18 protein-coding genes are annotated in these 18,717 nt (G+C 61.0%); 6 read left to right on the top strand and 12 right to left on the bottom strand.

Going from position 1 to position 18,717, the window contains the following annotated elements:
• Positions 1 to 51: 51 nt before the first annotated feature.
• The 6 genes from lon to QZ500_RS02405 all read right to left on the bottom strand — a co-directional run bounded on the left by lon (position 52) and on the right by QZ500_RS02405 (position 6,807).
• Entirely contained in the window at positions 52 to 2,475 is a 2,424-nt protein-coding gene (lon, locus tag QZ500_RS02430) for an endopeptidase La (protein ID WP_295850328.1), read from the bottom strand.
• Positions 2,476 to 2,621: 146 nt separating this feature from the next.
• Positions 2,622 to 3,887, bottom strand: a complete 1,266-nt coding sequence (gene clpX / locus QZ500_RS02425) for an ATP-dependent Clp protease ATP-binding subunit ClpX (protein ID WP_295850324.1) — start codon at positions 3,885 to 3,887, stop codon at positions 2,622 to 2,624.
• 100 nt (positions 3,888 to 3,987) lie between these two features.
• On the bottom strand, positions 3,988 to 4,596 hold the full coding sequence (gene clpP, locus QZ500_RS02420; protein ID WP_295850321.1) for an ATP-dependent Clp endopeptidase proteolytic subunit ClpP: 609 nt from the start codon (positions 4,594 to 4,596) through the stop codon (positions 3,988 to 3,990).
• A 115-nt stretch (positions 4,597 to 4,711) separates the two neighbouring features.
• Entirely contained in the window at positions 4,712 to 6,028 is a 1,317-nt protein-coding gene (tig, locus tag QZ500_RS02415; RefSeq protein ID WP_295850318.1) for a trigger factor, read from the bottom strand.
• Between the two features lie 223 nt (positions 6,029 to 6,251).
• On the bottom strand, positions 6,252 to 6,581 hold the full coding sequence (locus tag QZ500_RS02410) for a hypothetical protein (RefSeq protein WP_295850316.1): 330 nt from the start codon (positions 6,579 to 6,581) through the stop codon (positions 6,252 to 6,254).
• A 13-nt stretch (positions 6,582 to 6,594) separates the two neighbouring features.
• Positions 6,595 to 6,807, bottom strand: coding sequence for a hypothetical protein (locus tag QZ500_RS02405; RefSeq protein ID WP_295850314.1), 213 nt, complete (start codon positions 6,805 to 6,807; stop codon positions 6,595 to 6,597).
• A gap of 566 nt (positions 6,808 to 7,373) precedes the next feature.
• Between QZ500_RS02405 and QZ500_RS02400 the strand changes: the two genes are divergently transcribed.
• Positions 7,374 to 9,869 (top strand): calcium-binding protein, encoded by a 2,496-nt coding sequence (locus QZ500_RS02400; protein WP_295850312.1) that lies wholly within the window; start codon positions 7,374 to 7,376, stop codon positions 9,867 to 9,869.
• Between the two features lie 178 nt (positions 9,870 to 10,047).
• Here QZ500_RS02400 and QZ500_RS02395 read toward each other — a convergent pair whose 3' ends face one another.
• On the bottom strand, positions 10,048 to 10,587 hold the full coding sequence (locus tag QZ500_RS02395) for an SOS response-associated peptidase family protein (protein WP_295850311.1): 540 nt from the start codon (positions 10,585 to 10,587) through the stop codon (positions 10,048 to 10,050).
• Positions 10,588 to 10,842: 255 nt separating this feature from the next.
• Positions 10,843 to 12,936, bottom strand: coding sequence for a S8 family serine peptidase (locus tag QZ500_RS02390; protein ID WP_295850309.1), 2,094 nt, complete (start codon positions 12,934 to 12,936; stop codon positions 10,843 to 10,845).
• Positions 12,937 to 13,245: 309 nt separating this feature from the next.
• Between QZ500_RS02390 and QZ500_RS02385 the strand changes: the two genes are divergently transcribed.
• The 5 genes from QZ500_RS02385 to QZ500_RS02365 all read left to right on the top strand — a co-directional run bounded on the left by QZ500_RS02385 (position 13,246) and on the right by QZ500_RS02365 (position 17,232).
• Positions 13,246 to 13,566, top strand: coding sequence for a hypothetical protein (locus QZ500_RS02385; RefSeq protein WP_295850307.1), 321 nt, complete (start codon positions 13,246 to 13,248; stop codon positions 13,564 to 13,566).
• The gene (locus tag QZ500_RS02380) at positions 13,559 to 13,813 is read left to right on the top strand and encodes a hypothetical protein (protein WP_295850305.1); all 255 of its coding nucleotides are present in this window, start codon (positions 13,559 to 13,561) and stop codon (positions 13,811 to 13,813) included. The genes QZ500_RS02385 and QZ500_RS02380 overlap by 8 nt, the downstream gene beginning before the upstream one ends.
• Before the next feature lie 9 nt (positions 13,814 to 13,822).
• Positions 13,823 to 14,314, top strand: a complete 492-nt coding sequence (gene umuD, locus QZ500_RS02375) for a translesion error-prone DNA polymerase V autoproteolytic subunit (RefSeq protein ID WP_295850303.1) — start codon at positions 13,823 to 13,825, stop codon at positions 14,312 to 14,314.
• Entirely contained in the window at positions 14,289 to 15,584 is a 1,296-nt protein-coding gene (locus QZ500_RS02370; protein ID WP_295850301.1) for a Y-family DNA polymerase, read from the top strand. Before umuD ends, QZ500_RS02370 begins: the two co-directional genes overlap by 26 nt.
• Before the next feature lie 94 nt (positions 15,585 to 15,678).
• A complete protein-coding gene (locus tag QZ500_RS02365; RefSeq protein WP_295850298.1) occupies positions 15,679 to 17,232 on the top strand; it encodes an AAA family ATPase in 1,554 nt (517 codons plus the stop codon).
• Between the two features lie 16 nt (positions 17,233 to 17,248).
• On the opposite strand, the gene QZ500_RS02360 is transcribed toward QZ500_RS02365, so the two are convergent.
• The 4 genes from QZ500_RS02360 to QZ500_RS02345 all read right to left on the bottom strand — a co-directional run.
• Positions 17,249 to 17,515, bottom strand: a complete 267-nt coding sequence (locus tag QZ500_RS02360; RefSeq protein ID WP_295850297.1) for a hypothetical protein — start codon at positions 17,513 to 17,515, stop codon at positions 17,249 to 17,251.
• Positions 17,512 to 17,901, bottom strand: a complete 390-nt coding sequence (locus tag QZ500_RS02355; RefSeq protein ID WP_295850295.1) for a hypothetical protein — start codon at positions 17,899 to 17,901, stop codon at positions 17,512 to 17,514. The genes QZ500_RS02360 and QZ500_RS02355 overlap by 4 nt, the downstream gene beginning before the upstream one ends.
• Positions 17,902 to 18,004: 103 nt before the next feature.
• Complete coding sequence (locus QZ500_RS02350) at positions 18,005 to 18,463, bottom strand: D-Ala-D-Ala carboxypeptidase family metallohydrolase (protein WP_295850294.1); 459 nt, start codon at positions 18,461 to 18,463, stop codon at positions 18,005 to 18,007.
• Positions 18,460 to 18,717 (bottom strand): hypothetical protein (locus tag QZ500_RS02345; protein WP_295850292.1); only part of this gene is annotated, 258 nt, incomplete at its 5' end. The genes QZ500_RS02350 and QZ500_RS02345, both read right to left, overlap by 4 nt.

The following is an 18,717-nucleotide window of genomic DNA, read 5'->3' as shown; positions in this document are numbered from 1 at the left end:
CGCAGTTTTGAGCTCATTTGGCCGAGGGAGCAATTTTTCCGCGAAAAGCCATCAATGCTTCACGGAAGCCGGCTTCACCACAACACCGCCGGCGGGCTCCACCGTCGCGGCGACCGGTTCGTCGTCCGGCAAGGCTTCGGGCACGCGCTCCAGCGCCACCTCCAGGACCTTGTCGATCCACCGTACCGGCACGATCTCCAGACCATCCTTCACATTGGCCGGAATGTCTTGCAGATCCTTGGAGTTTTCTTCCGGGATCAGCACCGTCTTGATACCGCCGCGCAGTGCCGCCAGCAGCTTTTCCTTGAGGCCGCCGATGGCAGTCACCTCGCCGCGCAGCGTGATCTCGCCGGTCATCGCCACATCGGCGCGCACCGGCACGCCGGTCAGAGCCGACACCAGCGCCGTCGTCATTGCCGCCCCTGCACTCGGTCCGTCCTTCGGGGTGGCGCCATCGGGTACGTGGATGTGGATGTCCTTTTTCTCGAACACCTCGTCCCGGATGCCCAGACGCCGCGCCCGGCTGCGCACCACGGTGCGTGCCGCCTCGACCGATTCCTTCATCACATCGCCGAGCGAACCGGTGCGGGTGATGGTGCCCTTGCCCGGCGTGATCGCCGCTTCGATCGTCAGCAGATCGCCACCGACCTCGGTCCATGCCAGGCCCACGACCTGACCGACCTGGTTCTGCGCTTCCGCACGACCGTAGGTGTACTTCCGCACGCCGAGAAAATCGTGCAGGTTCTCTGCCGTGACGACCACCTGCGGCGTCATTTTCTTCAGCAGCAGGGCCTTGACCACCTTGCGGCACACCTTGGACAGTTCACGCTCCAGGGAACGAACGCCGGCTTCGCGGGTGTAGTAGCGCACGATGTCCCGCACTGCCTCTTCGGTCACCTGCAGCTCGGCGTCCTGCACACCGTTGTTCTTCATCTGCTTCGGCAGCAGATACTTCATCGCAATGTTGGTCTTCTCGTCCTCGGTGTAGCCCGAGAGCCGAATCACCTCCATCCGGTCCAGCAACGCGGGTGGGATGTTCATCGAGTTGGACGTCGCCACGAACATCACGTCGGACAGGTCGAAGTCGACCTCGACGTAATGGTCGCCGAAGGTGTGGTTCTGCTCCGGGTCCAGAACTTCCAGCAGCGCGCTCGACGGGTCCCCGCGGAAGTCCGTGCCCAGCTTGTCGATCTCGTCGAGCAGGAACAGCGGATTGCGGGTACCGACCTTGTTCAGGCTCTGCAGGACCTTGCCCGGCAGCGCGCCGATGTAGGTGCGACGGTGCCCACGGATTTCGGCTTCGTCGCGCATGCCGCCGAGTGCCATCCGGACGTACTTTCGACCGGTCGCCTTTGCGATCGACTGGCCGAGCGACGTCTTTCCGACGCCCGGAGGGCCTACCAGGCACAGGATCGGCGCCTTCACCTTGTCCACCCGCTGCTGCACCGCGAGGTACTCGAGGATGCGGTCCTTCACCTTGTCGAGGCCGTAGTGGTCCTCGTTGAGCACGTTCTCCGCGTTCGGAAGGTCATGCTTGATCTTGGTCCGCTTGCTCCACGGCAGGCCGGTCAGCACGTCGATGTAGTTGCGTACGACGGTCGCTTCCGCGGACATCGGCGACATCAGCTTCAGCTTCTTCAGTTCGCCTTCGGCCTTCTTCAGCGCTTCCTTGGACATCTTCGCGAGCTTGATCTTCTTCTCGATCTCCTCGATGTCCGCGCCTTCCTCGCCCTCGCCCAGTTCCTTCTGGATGGCCTTCACCTGCTCGTTCAGGTAGAAGTCGCGCTGGTTCTTTTCCATCTGCCGCTTCACGCGGCCACGGATCTTCTTGTCGACGTTGAGGATGTCGACCTCGCGTTCGAGCTGCTCATACAGGTTCTCGAGCCGCAGCTTGATGTCGGCCATGTCCAGCACGGTCTGCTTGTTCTCGACCTTGAGCGGCAGGTGGGCGGCGATGGTGTCCGCCAGCCGGCCCGGATCGTCGATACTCGAGATCGACGTCAGGATTTCCGGCGGAATCTTTTTGTTGAGTTTGACGTACTGGTCGAACTGCTGCATTACCGCACGGCGCAGCGCCTCGACCTCGCTGCCTTTTTCCGCGGCAGCGCCGTCCTGAACCGGCGAGACGGTCGCGACGAAATGGCTGTCCGAATCCTCGATGCTGACCACAGAAGCCCGCTGCTGACCTTCGACCAGCACCTTCACGGTGCCATCGGGCAGCTTGAGCATCTGCAGGATCGTGGAGACGCAACCGACGTCGAACATGTCGTCCACCGCGGGCTCGTCCTTCGCGGCGGCCTTCTGCGCGACCAGCATGATGCGGCGTTCCGCTTCCATCGCGAGTTCGAGCGCCTTGATGCTTTTCGGCCGTCCCACGAACAGCGGGATGACCATGTGAGGAAACACCACGACATCGCGCAGCGGCAACAGCGGCAGGTCGATGGCGTCGGCAGGAAGAGGGGTATGACCGGACATGAGAATCCTTGGGTTGACCTGCACCATATGGCCCGCAGGCGGGCCATTTCAATCCGCCGGGAGCGGGCCGTGTGGGATGAGCTTATACGGGGCCGCCGGCACCGCCTGCAACAGACGGCGTCAGCACGGCCCCGAGCAGCGCGGCGTTACGCCTTCTTGGCCGCTTCGCGGTAGAGCAGCAGCGGCGGCTGGTTTTCCTCGATGGTCGATTCATCCACGACCACCTTGTCCACATTGGAGGCGTTGGGTAGTTCGTACATCGTGTCGATAAGCGACTGCTCGAGGATCGACCGCAGGCCACGCGCCCCAGTCTTGCGGGCCAGCGCCTTGCGGGCGATCGCCTTGAGCGCCGCCGGACGGATCTCGAGGTCCACGCCTTCCATCGCGAGCAGCTTGCCGTACTGCTTGACCAGCGCGTTCTTCGGCTCGGTGAGGATCTGCACCAGTGCGTCCTCGGTCAGTTCGGCGAGCGTCGTGACCACCGGCATGCGCCCGACAAGTTCGGGGATCAGCCCGAACTTGATCAGGTCTTCCGGCTCGATGTCCTTAAACAGGTCGGTCAGCGCGCGCTGCTGCTTGCTGCGGACGGCTGCGCCGAAACCGATGCCCGACGCCTCAGTCCGTGCCTCGATCACCTTCTCGATGCCCGCGAACGCACCGCCGCAGATGAGCAGGATGTTGGTCGTGTCCACCTGCAGGAAATCCTGGTTCGGATGCTTGCGGCCGCCCTGCGGCGGAATGCTCGCCATCGTGCCTTCGATCAGCTTGAGCAGCGCCTGCTGCACGCCCTCGCCCGACACGTCGCGGGTGATCGACGGGTTGTCCGACTTGCGGGATATCTTGTCGATCTCGTCGATGTAGACGATGCCGCGCTGGGCGCGCTCGACTTCGTAATTGCAGCTCTGCAGCAGCTTCTGGACGATGTTCTCCACGTCCTCGCCGACGTAGCCAGCTTCGGTCAGGGTGGTGGCATCTGCCATGACGAACGGCACGTCGAGCATGCGGGCGAGCGTCTGAGCAAGCAGCGTCTTGCCGGAGCCCGTCGGGCCGATCAGCAGAATGTTGCTCTTGGCCAGTTCGACGTCGTCCTTCTTCGCCTTGTCCTTGTGGCGCAGCCGCTTGTAGTGGTTGTACACCGCGACCGACAGGGTGCGTTTGGCGACCTCCTGCCCGATGACGTAGTTGTCGAGGTTGGCCTTGATTTCGGCCGGGGTCGGCAGATCGGTCCGCGGTTCCTTGTCGACACTGCCGTCCGGCAGTTCGTCCCGGATGATCTCGTTGCAGAGGTCGATGCACTCGTCGCAGATGAAGACCGACGGACCGGCGATCAGCTTCTTGACCTCGTGCTGGCTCTTTCCGCAGAAGGAGCAGTACAGGGTTTTTTCGCTGGAGGAGCCTTTTTTCTCGGCCATGGGGAGGCGTGCCTGGTAGGAGTGGAGAAAAGATGATAGCGAAAACAAAAACGGCGTCTTCCGCAGGGGAAAACGCCGTTCCCGGGACGCGGGCGCACTATCAGGGGCGCTTGCTGATGACCTGGTCGACCAAGCCGTAGTCCTTCGCTTCGTCGGCGGTGAGGAAGTAGTCGCGTTCGGTATCGCGGGCCACCTTCTCCAGCGGCTGCCCGGTGCGCTCGGCCAGGATGCGGTTCATCTGGTCCTTGGTACGCAGGATGTCGCGCGCATGGATCTCGATGTCCGTGGCCTGGCCGCGGGCACCGCCGAGCACTTGGTGGATCATGACCTTGGAGTTGGGCAGCGAAAAACGCTTTCCCTTCGCGCCGGCCGCCAGCAGGAACGCGCCCATGCTGGCAGCGAATCCGCAGCACAGCGTGGAGACGTCCGGCTTGATGAACTGCATCGTGTCGTAGATCGACATGCCGGCCGTGACGCTGCCGCCGGGCGAGTTGATGTAGAACGAGATGTCCTTGTCCGGGTTCTCGCTCTCCAGGAACAGCAGCTGGGCGACCACGAGATTCGCGGTCTGGTCGTTGACTTCGCCGACCAGGAAGATCACACGCTCCTTGAGCAAGCGCGAGTAGATGTCGTAGGAACGTTCGCCACGACCCGACTGTTCGATGACCATCGGCACCATGCCGAGGGCTTGGGTTTCCAGTGCACTCATGCTTTTCTCCAGGGAAGGAACGACTGTATCGAAAACGACATGGGGCTTGCGCCGCAAAGCACAAGCCCCAGGGGAGCGTGCGCCCGGCGCGCAGGCGCCGGAGGGACCCGCCGGATCAGCCTTGCTGCTGGCCCATCAGCTCGTCGAAGGACACCTTCTTCTCGTTGACCTTGGCCTTGCCGAGCACGAAGTCGGTCAGATTGTTCTCGATCACCACGGCCTCGACTTCGGCCAGGCGCTGACGGTCGCCCTGGTACCAGCGCACCACGTCGGCCGGCTTCTCGTAGCTGGCGGCGAGTTCGTCGATGTGGGCCTTGACCTGCTCGGGCTTGGCATGCAGTTCGTGGGCACGCACCAGTTCGGCGACGACCAGGCCCAGGCGCACGCGGCGCTCGGCCTGCGGGCGGAACACGTCGTCGGGGATCGGGGCCTTGTCGGCGTCCTTGATGCCGCGCTGCTTCAGGTCGGCGCGGGCGCCTTCGATCATGCGGTCGAGCTCAGCCTGCACGCTCGCCTTCGGCACGTCGAGTTCGGCCTTGGCGACGATCGCGTCCATCACGGCCTGCTTGTTCTTGGCCAGCACGCGGAACTTGACTTCGCGCTCCAGGTTCTTCTTGATGTCTGCGCGCAGGCCTTCGACCGTGCCGTCGGCGATGCCGAGCGACTTGGCCAGCAGTTCGTTGACTTCCGGCAGGTGCGACTGCTCGATCTTCTTGACGGTCACCAGGAAGTCGGCTTGCTTGCCGGCCACGTCCTTGCCGTGGTAGTCCTCGGGGAAGGCCAGCGGGAAGGTCTTGCTCTCGCCGGCCTTCATGCCGCGCACGGCGTCTTCGAATTCCTTGAGCATCTGGCCTTCGCCGACCAGGAACTGGAAGTCCTCGGCCTTCCCGCCCTGGAACGGCTCGCCGTCGATCTTGCCCTCGAAGTCGACGGTCACGCGGTCGCCGTCTTCGGCAGCCTCCTCCTGCGGGCGCTGGGCGAATGTGCGCCGCTGCTTGCGCAGGATGTCGAGCGTGCGGTCGATCGCGGCGTCGTCCACCTCGGCGCTCAGCTTCTCGATTTCGGCATCGGACAGGTCGCCGACCTTGACTTCCGGATAGACCTCGAAGACCGCGTCGAAGGCCAGCTCGCCTTCCGGCGCACCTTCCTTTTCGCTGATGCGGGGCTGGCCGGCGATACGCAGTTGGGCTTCGTTGGCGGCGGCGTTGAACGCTTCGCCGACCTTGTCGTTCACCACTTCGTACTGCACCGAGTAGCCGTAGCGCTGGGCCACGACGTTCATCGGCACCTTGCCCGGACGGAAACCGTCCATCTTCATGGTGCGGGCCAGGCGCCTCAGGCGTGCATCGACTTCGGACTGGATCGCCGCCACGGGCAGCGACAGCGTGATCTTGCGTTCCAGCTTGTCGAGGGTTTCAACGTTCACGGCCATCTTTGCTCTCTCTTCTTTCAATCCGGTCTACGGGGATGCACAAGGGCGCCGGCCTGCTGCATGGGCGTGCAGCAGGCGCTTCGCGCGGGTTTTCGCGGGCGAACGATCGGACGTTCGCCGAAAGTCAACCCGCGATTGTAGTCAACCCTCGCAGGCCCTCTTTCTGGCGCCCGCGCCTCTGCCCAGCATCACCCCGGATGCCGAGCCGTCGCCGAGAGCGGTTTTACTGGCGAGGCGAACTGGTACTCGGCGCCGGGGGCGCCGTGCCGGTCGTACCGCCAGCCGAGGCAGCGCTGCGGTCGGACGGCGGCCGGGGGTTGCCCTGGTTGTCGTAGCGGGGCGTCTTGCTGCCTGCGGGACCGGACGCCGGGGCGGGCGAAAGCGTGGCGCCGTGGCGGCCGGGCGACTGGCCGACCGGGCCGCTGCGCGATTCGGCACCGGTCTGGGGCGTACCTGCGGAGCCGAGCCCGGTCTGCTGCGCGGCCGCAGCGGTCGCCGCCGCAAGCGCGGCCGCGCCAACGGCTGCAGGGATGAGGCGGGTGAAGCGGCGCATCACGACGCGTCCCTCAGCGCGCGGCCTGCACATCGCGGTCGCGCTCGGCGTCTTCCGGCGGTATGCCGCTGCCGCTGGTGCCGGGCACGGCACCGCTGCCGGTGCCGCCCCGGTCGGGTCGGTGGCCGTTGCGTTCGCGCGCCTGCGCGGCGTCGTTGACCGCCTCGACGCGGTTTGCGCCCGCGGTCGATGGCTCTCGGTGCTGGTCGGTATCCTGGGATCGCATGGTCGCTCCTGGTGGGTGGAATGAACCGCCACCGTAGGAAGGATCGCATCGGCAGGATGTAGGCGCATGCCGCGGCCGCACGGCGGCAAGGCCACCACGGAAAAAGCCCGTGGCTCCGGTAAGAGCCACGGGCTTCATGGGACCCGATATGCGCGGCGGCGAATGTTCGCCGCCGGGTTCGGTGGTGCGCGGGGGGAGCGTCGCTAACCGCGTGAAAACAAGGGGTTGCATGATTGTCGCGGGATTTACGCGGGCACCATCAACTCAAGGCCCTGCACTGATCAAGTGGTCCCAGATGCAAAGCGCAAGACTTTCTTGAACATGCGCCTAGGGATTACTGCGGTGTTCTTACGTTGCCGGGTTTTGTCAGCCACCAGTGTTCCGCACAGACGAATACTACGTTACACCCACACACAACTGAGGGGTCAATTACCTGTGCACTGCACAAAAGTCACTTCTGGCCTATAACGAATTTGGCCGTCGGCTGTTCGAGAGAAGCTGCCTTTTCTTCCAAGGCTTCCTCCATCCTCCATTTCTCCCTCTACCTTGGACCTTCGGGTACTTACATGGCACTGTCCAAAGACAACGCGATCATCGCTGGCTACCAACTCGCCCGTGGCGCCGCTCCGGCAACCAGCACCTACCTAGCTCTGTCTCAGAATTACGCCGCCAACGGCGAAGCAGGCATCGTTGCGCAAATCCAAGGTGCCACCTCGGGTCTGTCCAACGCTCAGCTGGGCTTGTTGGTTGTGACGAATGCTGGCTTCACCAACCGCCCGGATCTCGCCCAATACGTCGCGGATCTGTTCGGGATCTATGGTGCAAACAACCGCGGTCAAGTCATCTTGAACCTGGCTGAGCGCCTGCTGACGTTCACTGGTGACGCTACCTACGGCACCACCGCCACGGCGTTCAGCAATGCTGTCGCATCCAACCTGGTGTACGCACAAAGCGCATCTGCCAATTCGGTCGGCGATCGCCCCACCACGCCGGGCGTTACTGGCGCTACGGGCGGCACAGGTTCGACAGGTGGAACAGGCAGCGGGTCGGCAGCATCGACCGTGGTGCTGACGACCGGCATCGACATCCTGGGCGGAACCTCTGGCAATGATGCATTCGTTGGCGATAGCGCAACCTTCGGCGCTGCTGATGTAGTCGACGGTGGCGCGGGCACGGATACGTTCACCTTCAACGACACCAATGGTGCCGTTATTGCTGGGCAGGTTCGCAACGTTGAGATCATCAACCTTCGTAACGTGAGCGGTGGTGGAACGACCTATGCGGCAAGCGGTTTCCTTGGTGCAACTAATGTCAATAGTTTCCTGTCCACCGGTGCTGTCACCATCAACGGTCTCACGGCTGGGCAGCAAGCAGGCATTGCAGGCAATGGCGCAGGTGCGACCGGCGCTCTAACCGTTGCCTACGGCGCAACCGTATCGGCTGCTACCCTAAACGCAGCCGGCGGCATCAACGGTTCAGCTGCTGGCGTAGTTGCTCCCGCCGTGACCATCAACGGCGCAGCTGTCACTTCCGCCACGATCAACAACACCGGCGCAGCTAACACCCTGGGTGCTGTGACGTTCGGCAGCGGTGGCGTGACCGCCTTGACCATCAACGCTGCTACGGACTTTACCGCCGCCAGCATCGCCGGCTTCGGTGCCAACGCTGTCATCACCGTTACCGGTGCGGGCGCCGCCACTATCGGTACCCTGGCTGCTACCGTCACCAACGTCAGCGCCGTTGGCAACACCGGTGGCCTGACCACCACGCTGAACGCTCTGACCAACACCCTGACCGTAGTCGGCGGAAGCGGCAACGACGTCATCACCACAGGCGCCGTCCTGGCTGCTGGCTCGTCCGTTGATGCCGGCACCGGCACCGCCGACCGTCTGGTGATCGCCGACACGACGCACCTGACGGTTGGTAGCGCTGCGTTCTACCGCGGCTTCGAGCAGTTGGGCGTGGTCGACGGCGTGACCGCCGACGTGTCCCTCCTGGCTGCCAACAACACGATCGACACGATCCGCATCACCGACGGCGCTGGCGCCACCGGCGTGACCGGTCTAACCGCTACGCAAGCCAACAACGTCCAGATCACCGCTACCGGCGCTGCTGGCGCAGGCGTCATCACCATCGGTGTGAACGGTGCTGGTAACCTGGGCCAGATCGACACGGTTCGCGCTGCCCTGACAACCACGACCGCTGCTGGCGCTGCCAACAACATCGACCTGACCGGCCTGACCCTGACGGGCGTCGAGAAGCTGATCCTGACCGGCAACGGCACGGTCGCTGCTACCTCTGGCACCGTCACGCTGACCACCACGAACGCCACGTCGCTCGACTCCATCACCCTGACGAGCGCTGGCAACAGCACCGTCACGGTTGCAGCCGGCCACACCGCTGTCAACCTGGTGATCGACGCTTCGGCTTCGACCGGCAACGTGACGGCTAATGCTGCTGCATACGCTGTGACGACCGGTGCTGGGCTGCGCGGCGGCTCGGGCAACGACACGCTGCTGGGCTCGGCAGGTTCTGACGTCATCACCGGTGGCGCCGGCAACGACGTCATCACCGGCTCTACGGGTGCTACGGTCGCTGGCGGTACCTTCACCGCGATCACCACCGCTTCTGCCTCGGCTGACGTCCTGACCGGCGGCGCCGGCAACGACATCTTCGGCTTCGGCGTCGGCGCAGGCAACACCATTGCCAACATCAGCACCATCACCGACCTGAACCTGGGTGGCTCCGCTGCCGGCGGCCGTGTCGACACGATCGTGTTTGACCTGGCTACCACCAGCGCGGCAACCCCGGTGACCGTCGTGACCCTGTCGACTGCTCAGCAAACTGCTGTGACCGGCGCTGCCACCCTGACAGCTGCTGCAAACGCAGCGCTGACGGCAGCTGGCGGCGTGAACAACATTGCTATCTTCACCTACGGCACCGACACGTACTTGGCCATCAACGGTGACGGCAACGCCACCTTCGACGCTGCGCAAGATGTCGTGGTGAAGATTACCGGCGTGACCGGCACGCTGGACGCTTCTGACATCACTATCGTCTAACCGCGTCTTAGCGTAGTCGGTTGAGCTATAAGCCTAAGCCTCGGAACTTCGGTTCCGAGGCTTTCTCATTTTTGGGTGATAAATTGAGCTGGGGTGCCCCGAGGTATGCATATCAGCGGCCGGGCCATACATTGAGGCGCTGCCCACATTTAAGACCCAAGTTCGCTTAATCGAACTTCTACTGCCACGCTTCGGCGCAGGCGGTGAGTCGGTTCGCTGGGAATTGCCGCATGAAGTCCATCGACTGGTTGGTCGTCGCGTCGAGCCACGGGTCGTACAGCCGCCGCGGCAGGATCACGACCATGCGCTTCTCATCGGCGGGCCGGTGGTAGTTCCGCATCAGCGGTTGCTCGTCGGCGTTGATAGTGAGCATCGTGTAGCTGTAGATCAGCTCGCCGGCCGGGTTGCGCCACGTCTCCCACAGGCCGGCGATGCCTAGGTCAACGCCATCGGCGCGCTCAATCCGCGTCGGCACCGCCTTGCCCGAGCGCCAATCCGGCTCGTAGATGGAGGCGGCCGGGATGATGCAGTGCTGCGCCTTGCGCCACGCATCGCGGCAGCTGGGCTTCTCGGCGACGGTTTCCGAGCGCGCGTTGTAGGTTCGCTTTGCCAGGCCATCATCCTTGGTCCAGTGCGGCAGCATTCCAAACACACCGGCCTGCGCCTCCAGGGGCGGCACCGGCTCGTCGCATACGTCGGCATGGGGATGCCGCCGCATGAACACGCCGCGGTAGCCAGGCCATATGTCGGTCTTGGTCCAGAGAGCCGGCGTCTCGACGGGCCACGTGCCGCGAAAGACTGCCTGCTCTAGGGGGTACGGTAGTGGCTACACATAGCTCGTCGTAGTAAACGACTTCACACCTTCTGTCGGGGCACATTTAGTGCATCTACATCCCCGATCCCGTCACCTGCAATTTATTGAACAAGACGAACTGCCCAAAATAAAGCAAGAGGATCGGGGTGAAGGACGAGCTCAATAATTTGGCATTAATGGACGCTTGTAAGGAATTAGCTGGCAACTTCCCTCGCAACTTGGCAGATTGACAGTCAATGAGGCACTTGCCTGCAAATACGCTGTTACGCCCGAGACGCTTATTCCCGGCACTACACTTTTAACAAGAGCGTATAGGCCAGCGATTTGCGGTGCGGCCATAGACGTACCGCTTGCACCGGAAAGTTCAGACGCGCCCGGACCAGAAGAAGAAAGAATACTTTTAGTATTCCCTCCGCCGGGGGCAGCCCACAAATCTTGCCCGGGGAACGAAGAAGGCAAAGGCAGTTTAGAGTAGGTGGCTAGAGTTGCCCCCGACGAGTCGTTGTCCAAAGCGGCTACTTTAATCGCACCATCGATACAAGCAGGCCAAGCGATTAGGGAATTTGACGAGTATGAGCCGCTGTTCCCTGCTGCCACCACCACAGGCACACCTAGATTGCGAAGGTTGTCAATTGCTGCAGTTGCCGCCGCATTGAAATAATTGCATTGCCCTCCGTAAGTTGATGAAGTACCAGAGCTAATGTTAACTGTAAATGGGTTGTTAGTAGTACCCGCAGACATATTTAACATAATCGCATTGAGCGCTGCCACAATGTCTTCTGTGAAATAGGGTAGATTCGGTGCCGTGGTCGGATCATACGATGAGACTTTAATCGCAAGAATTCGAGCACCGTAGGCTACGCCCTGCACCGGAGTTGGCAGAGTCGTTTGATAACGACCCGCGGCAATTCCTGCGACGTGCGTACCGTGAAAACATGGCTCAGCGTACGGACTACAAAGGTTGCTTGGCGTAGGTGCTCCCGAATTCGGATAGTTCAAAGGGCTATCGCCATTTGCATCTTGCGCGGGGCAAACAGATTGTGCGTTTCCAGAATTAGTGCCGAAGCATGCTTGGAAAAATATCCGAGAGTTCCCAGAAGCATCTTTAAAAAAGTCGTGATTTAGTTGAACGCCTGTATCGAGGATTGCTATGTTCTGACCCGAACCGACATAGCCGACGTTCCACGCCCCGGGCAAATTCATGGTGAATCCACTTTGATTTAGCTGTGGGTACCCGGCAATCCTGTTAAGACTCACCTGCTTGATCAATGGGTCTTTGGCCGCCACCATTGCAGCTATGTTTTTCTCACTGCCTTTCGCTGCAACTATACCCATCCTAATAAAGTCAAGGTGACGTAAATCAACCCCATATTTGCTGACCAATCGACGCGCGGCCTTTGTGTAGGCTTCCGTTTGATTGATTTCGTTGCTTTTTGAAATAAGCCCTCCGCTCACAGGAGAGTCTATCGTGATCAGAATATCGTACTGCCCGTTCTTGGGTTTTGCTGCATCCGCAAAATTCAACACCTCGCTCTGACGACGTTCTTTGTAACCAACCAAGCGCATGCTGCGTACCGATTTTTCGAGAGAAAGCTTCTCAATTCCTTGGCGTGTAAGTTTTAACTTAACAATCGGAGAGTTTGCGGAGAAAACTTCGCTTTGCAAGGACGACAAACCAATGACATCTAATGATGTCATTTTCTTCAAAAGGGCTTGACGAGCATCTTTCACGCCGTCACCTGCGTTTAAAACTGCGATTGAGCCATCCTCAGACAGTTCGAACTGAAAATTTTCAGTATTTAATATTATTTCAACATCAACAGGCCCACCCTTTAATGCTTCGTCGATGGAATTTAGCCGGCCGTCTAAATTTGACGAGCTACTGCGGGTATACCAAGGAGCTCCAGCGCTAAAGCTTTCCGCAGACACAGTACGCCGCAGAGTTTCCAAGCCCTTCGCATTGAGTTTCAGCTCAACCTGACCGATCCCATTGCTCCAAACGCCACCATCGACAATTCCAGCCCCCAATTCGGCCTTGAGCCTATTGGTTCTGCTCTCAATTTCGCTAATGACACCAGTCAAATCCGAACCAAGACGACTCAGCGGAATAGATTTAATATTTATAAGCACCGGAGAATATCCATTCATCCTAATGGATTCTGAAATTTTCTTGTACTCAACATCTGATACCGAGGCCGCATGAGATGCTGAAATAACAAGCAGACCTACAAAAACGGAAAATGCCGATTTCACAATAACTCCTTTGCATAAATGGACAACGCAGGTATACCACTCCTATTAGATATTTGCTAGAAAATTAGCACAAGTGTGGGCAATTCTTCACAAAATCGGAATTCACCCTTCTAGACCATCCATTGATGCCGGCCTGCGGTGAGGCCAAACATCAAAACTCGTTGCGTGACGACGAACCAGATGGCCGCGCCGCGGGCTCGGCAGGTAAAGCCCCCGATCTCGGGGCGAGATTCTGCCGCATGGCCTGTATGCTTATCCAGTACCCCAACAACGCGGCCCACGCCGCTCACTGCCTACAGGACCTGGACCATGAATGCCGCCGCCACCCTCGACACCACCCTCTACACCGTGACCCTCTGCGACGTGCACGGCCTGCCGGCCGACGCGCGTATCAAGGCCGAGACGCGCTACTGCGCCGAGTTGGAACGGCTGCTCGGTGGACCGGAGGACGTGGCGCGCGCGTATGGCGCCTGGTGCGAGGCGGCCGATGCCGATGCGTCCGAGATCAGCACCGAGGTCGCGAACGCAGCCACCCGGTGGAGCAAGTCGGCGCAGTCCGCCCGCGACGCAGGCCTGCGCGGCATGGGCGAAGAAGCCGAGATCGCCTACTTCGAGGTGCGCCTTGGCTGATGCGGACCTCACCCGGTACCGGCCGCGCTACGGCTGGTCGCTGCTGCGCACGCCGGACATTCCGGCGGAAGTCACCGACGACCTGATGCACAGCTGGCCCGAGCGCAACACGCTGGCGCTGCCGGCTCGCGACTACCAGGTCGGGCGCGCCGGCGAGGATTGGACCGTCACCGTGATCAAGACGGGCGAGCAGGTCTACAGCGGCCCGGGCCCGATCGCGGTCGTGCCCTGCCCCGTTCCGTTCTGATGCCGATCCATGCACGCCGACTTGCTCGCTGGCCGGCCTGTGGCGGTGGAAGTGCTGCTGCGCAAGCTGCTGCCCTTCCCCGGCCATACCGTTCCGGCGGGCTTTCCGTCCCCTGCAGAGGACTTCAACACCAAGCGCATCGACCTGATCGAGCAGCTGATCACGCACCCGCAGGCGACGTTCCTGCTGCGCGTGGCAGGCCCCTCGATGATCGAGGCCGGCATCCTTGACGGCGACGTCGTCGTCGTGAACCGGGCGCTGCGGCCGGCGCACATGGACATCGTGGTCGCCGTGCTCGACGACAACGATTTCACGGTCAAGTACCTGCACCTGCGCCACGGCCAGATCCGCTTGGTGGCGGCCAACCCGACCTATCCGGATATCGTGCCGCGCGACGGCCAGTCGCTCACGATCTGGGGTGTGGTGACGTCCTCGATCACCGTCTTCAAAAACCTGCGGACGGAGGGGGCCGATCGTGTACGCACTCGTCGATGGAAATAACTTCTACGTCAGCTGCGAGAGGATCTTTCGCCCGGCGCTGAACGGCCGGCCGGTGATCGTGCTGAGCAACAACGACGGCTGCGCGATCGCGCGCAGTAACGAGGCGAAGGCCCTCGGCATCACCATGGGCATGCCCTGGTTCCAGATCCGTACGCAGATGCCCCATGCCGGCGTCGTGGCGCTGTCGGCCAACTTCGGGCTGTACGGGGACATCTCCAATCGGATGATGAGCCTGGCGGCCGGCCTCGGCCCCGAGCAGGAGATCTACAGCATCGACGAGAGCTTCGTCGGCCTTGCCGGCGTGCGCGACGTGACGGCCCGGGCGCGCAGGGTCCGAGAGCGCATCCACCAGTGGATCGGCATCCCCTGCGGCATCGGCATCGGCCAGACGAAGACGCTGGCGAAGTTGGCTAACCACGTCGCCAAGACCGCCGAGCGCAAGCCCGGCAGCTACCCGGCCGAGCTGGCGCAGGTCGCCAATCTGGCCGCCCTGCACGCCTCGGACTTCGATGCGGTCCTGGCCGCCACCGACCTGGGCGAGGTCTGGGGTATCGGCCGACGCATCGCCGAGCAGTTGCGCGGCGCCGGACTATCAACGGCGCTCGACGTGGCGCGGCTCCGTCCGGCGATGGTCCGCAGCCGGTGGAACGTCACGCTCGAGAAGACCGTGCGCGAGCTGCAGGGCCTGTCGTGCATCGCCTTCGAGGACGTGCCGCCGGCTAAGAAAGAGATCGCCAGCACGCGGAGCTTCGGCCGGCCGGTCACGCGGCTGGAGGACCTGATCGAGGCGGTGACCGAGTTCGCGTCCCGAGCCGGCGAGAAGCTGCGGCGGCAGAACGGGCACGCGGGCAAGGTGCTGACGTTCGTGCACACGTCTCCACATAGACGAGAGGACCCTCAGTACAGCCGCAGCGTTGTCGTGCCGCTGCGTCGGCCGACGGCCGATACGGGTCTGCTGGTGCAGGCGGCTGTCGCCGGCATGCGGCAGATCTATCGTCCGGGGTACAAAATGGCTAAGGCGGGAGTGCACCTGCTAGAGCTACAGGATGCCGCAATCGGACAGGCTGAGCTGGCGCTCGACGAAGGCGGCGCTGACGGCGGCCACCTAGTGACCGCTGTTGATCAGCTCAACGCCCGGTACGGACGCGGTACCGTCCAAATTGCGAGCGCTGGCACAGCCGGAGTGCGTCGGCAGTGGGTGATGCGTCAAGATTTAAAAACGCCACACTACACCACTTCTTGGAAAGAACTACCGCTTGTGCGAGCCTAGCGAAGAGTTCCACGAACAGGGTCAGGAAGTACACACGAATCTAATTTAGACAGGCGAAGCTCCATGTGCTACAAAAGGTGACCAAGGAGAACTCATGCCCTATCACGATTCACCTGTCGACAAGTCATTGAAAAAATGGTTCAACGGCGAATATGAAAAGCAAATGTTGAGGTCAATGGAGCTAATGGAGGGCTCTATGCGAGGAGTAACTCCCTTCGAAATTAACTTCGACTACCCAATCGCCGCCATTGCAGGGAAAAATGGCGCGGGCAAGTCTACTTTGATTGCAATTGCTTCGTGCGCTTACCACAATATTAAAACAGGATATAAGCTTGCGCGAAGAACAAACAGCTATTACACATTCAGCGATTTTTTCATTCAATCTGCCGATGAAAAAAATCCCACCGGCATCCAAATATGGTACGGGTTCGCCGTCAACAATCTTTCACCAGAAGACTATCCGAACGGCAAGGGTTTAGGCTATCAAGTTAGAAAGAAAAGCCAAGGAGGCAAATGGAATGACTACGACGAGCGTCTCGAAAAATGCGTAGTATTTCTAGGAATCGAGAGAATTGTTCCTCATAGCGAGCGAAGCCAGTCACGATCCTATTCAAAATCTTTCAAAAATATTAAAGTACAGGGATGGGAAAACGACGTAAAGATCATCGTAGGAAAAATTCTTGAAAAAAATTACGATGAATATCGATTGCTATCCCATTCAAAATACAATTTACCATTGGTCCAAGTGAAAGGCGTCGTGTACTCTGGATTTAATATGGGCGCGGGAGAAAACGCATTATTCGAGATATTTTCCACGATATACGCATCTGGAGGTAATGCGCTTATAGTAATAGATGAAATTGAACTCGGTCTTCACGCCGAGGCGCAAAAAAGATTTATGAAAGAACTAAAAAGCGCCTGTTTAAAAAAGCAGACTCAAATAATTTGCACAACTCACTCGGCTGAGATATTTAATAATTTGCCCGACGAAGCACGATTTTATCTGGAATGTATAAACAACAAAACAAAAGTTACTCGTGGAATCTCTGCCGATTTTGCAATGGCCAAGATGGGTGGATCAGCCAAAAAAGAGATTCAAATACTTGTCGAGGATGATATTGCTCAGGCTGTCATTGCAGCGGCACTGAACGCCCAGACACGTACGCGGGTCGATGTTTTGAGAATTGGATCAGCCTCTGCTATGGCGCGACAGCTCGCAGCGGCATATGTACGGCAAGATGCCACAAAGATGATCGCAATATTCGACGGCGATCAGAGAAAGCTGGAAGAGGATAACATTGGCCATGCAAAGAATATGGCTGAAACCCCGAAAGCCGATTTCAATGACTGGATTACTGGGCGGATGGCATATCTTCCGGGGGAAACCTGGCCAGAGTCATGGCTAATTCAGCATGCACAAACAATGCCTTTGGCAATTGCGCTCGCAGTCGGATCCGACGAAGACTCGATAACATCATTTTTAGAATATTCTTTGGCGGCCGGTAAACATCAAGAGTTTTCCGAGCTTGCAAAGCATATTGGATTGAGCAGACAGCAGACCATCGACCTAGTTATTCCCATAATTTGCTCTCACACGACGCAACACTTCACCGATTTGGTCGAACGCATAGAAAGCAAGTTGAAGTAATTCACAATTACCCCGCTCAAGGGTACTTAATACCCAGACAGACTCGCAACGCAGCAATCAACTCGTTCTCATAACTTTCACGAATTACGGTTTCTGCTATAGCATGAGCTATCCAAACATCGACGCTATAACTCGCCGGCAGCGCATCGAGCGGCATGGCTGGTCGTGCAGGCGTCTGCACGCGGCATTCGACTGGCACCGGCACGTTGACCCGCTGCGGCGCACCGGCGGCGCATCCGGCCAGCAGCACCGCCAGCACGACGACGATGAGGCAGGCGATCACGGCTGCGCCCTCCCCGCCTGCCAGCGGTCGAGCCGCGCCCGGGCGCTGGCGTAGTCGTCGCCAGAGACGGCCGGCGGCATGGCGATCTCCTGCGTGGCCCGCCTGCCTGCGTCGACGGACCGGGCCCGAGCCGAGGCCTGTGCCGCCTTGGCCTCGCGGCCGCGGGCGTCGGCCAGGTCGCGCAGATCCTCGGTGGCATCGCTGCAGATCCGCGCGGCGTCGCGCGCCTGGTCGCGCTCCTGCGCGGCGAGCAGGGCGCGATCGCGCGCGCTCCACAGCAGCACGTTGCCCAATATCGACACGCCCAGCAGCAGGGCAAGTGCGCCGAGCAGGTAGCCGGCTATCGACGCGCGCACCGGCGCGGTGGCGATATCGGTCAGCACCATCTGGCGGTCTCCCACAGGTAGGGCAGCATCGGCACCACGGTGAAGAGGTACCAGCCGAACACGGTGGCCGCCAGCGCGGCGACGATGGCTTCGGGCCAGCCCATTACGCGAACTCCTGGATGCCCAGCTGCGTGCCGCGGTCCGTGATCGTGATGACCCGGTTCGCCGCTATCGCCGGCACGCGGGTGCTGACGTGCACCCACTGCTTGCCCTTGACCCCCTCGAGGATCAGCTGGCCGATGCCGAGCACCGACACCAGCGGCGCCAGCGTCCGCGCGATCTGCGTCGGCGTGCCGTAGCCCGGGCAGACGATGTCGGCCGCATGGCCCTGCATGTGGTCGCTGCTGGTGACTCCGCCGACCGCGCGGTTGAGCTCGGCGCAGCGGTAGCCGCTGGTGACGGTGACCGGGCGGCCGAGCGTCGCGCGGATCCGCTCCAGCATCTCGGCGGTGCGGATCAGCCGCGGCACGATCGCCTGCTCGGGCGTGTTGTCGATGCCCAGCGTCTGGGCCTTGCTGCTGGCCGTCAGCTCGGCCAAGGTGAAGTGCTCGGTCAGCTTCATGGTGTGGTGTCTCCATTGGTGGGGGTGGCGGGCGGGATGACGGGCGGAATGGCGGGCAGGCCCGGTACGCGGGCGAGGTAGCGCTCGGCCGCGCCTTCGACGAACTTCGCGCCGATGAAGCTGGCGACGATGACCAGGCCGAGGCCGAGCCATACGTCCATCACCTGCTGCTGCGCAGTGATGAAGGCCAGGGTGCCGGCGAGCCAGCTGCCCAGCATGTGCGCCGCGCAGAAGAGCAGCGGCCGCGGCAGCGG

Source organism: uncultured Xylophilus sp., assembly GCA_913776965.1.
In the GTDB taxonomy this organism is placed as follows: Bacteria; Pseudomonadota; Gammaproteobacteria; order Burkholderiales; family Burkholderiaceae_C; genus Xylophilus.
The sequence above is the reverse complement of the archived record's forward strand: the minus strand, read 5'-3'. Positions and strand labels throughout refer to the sequence as shown.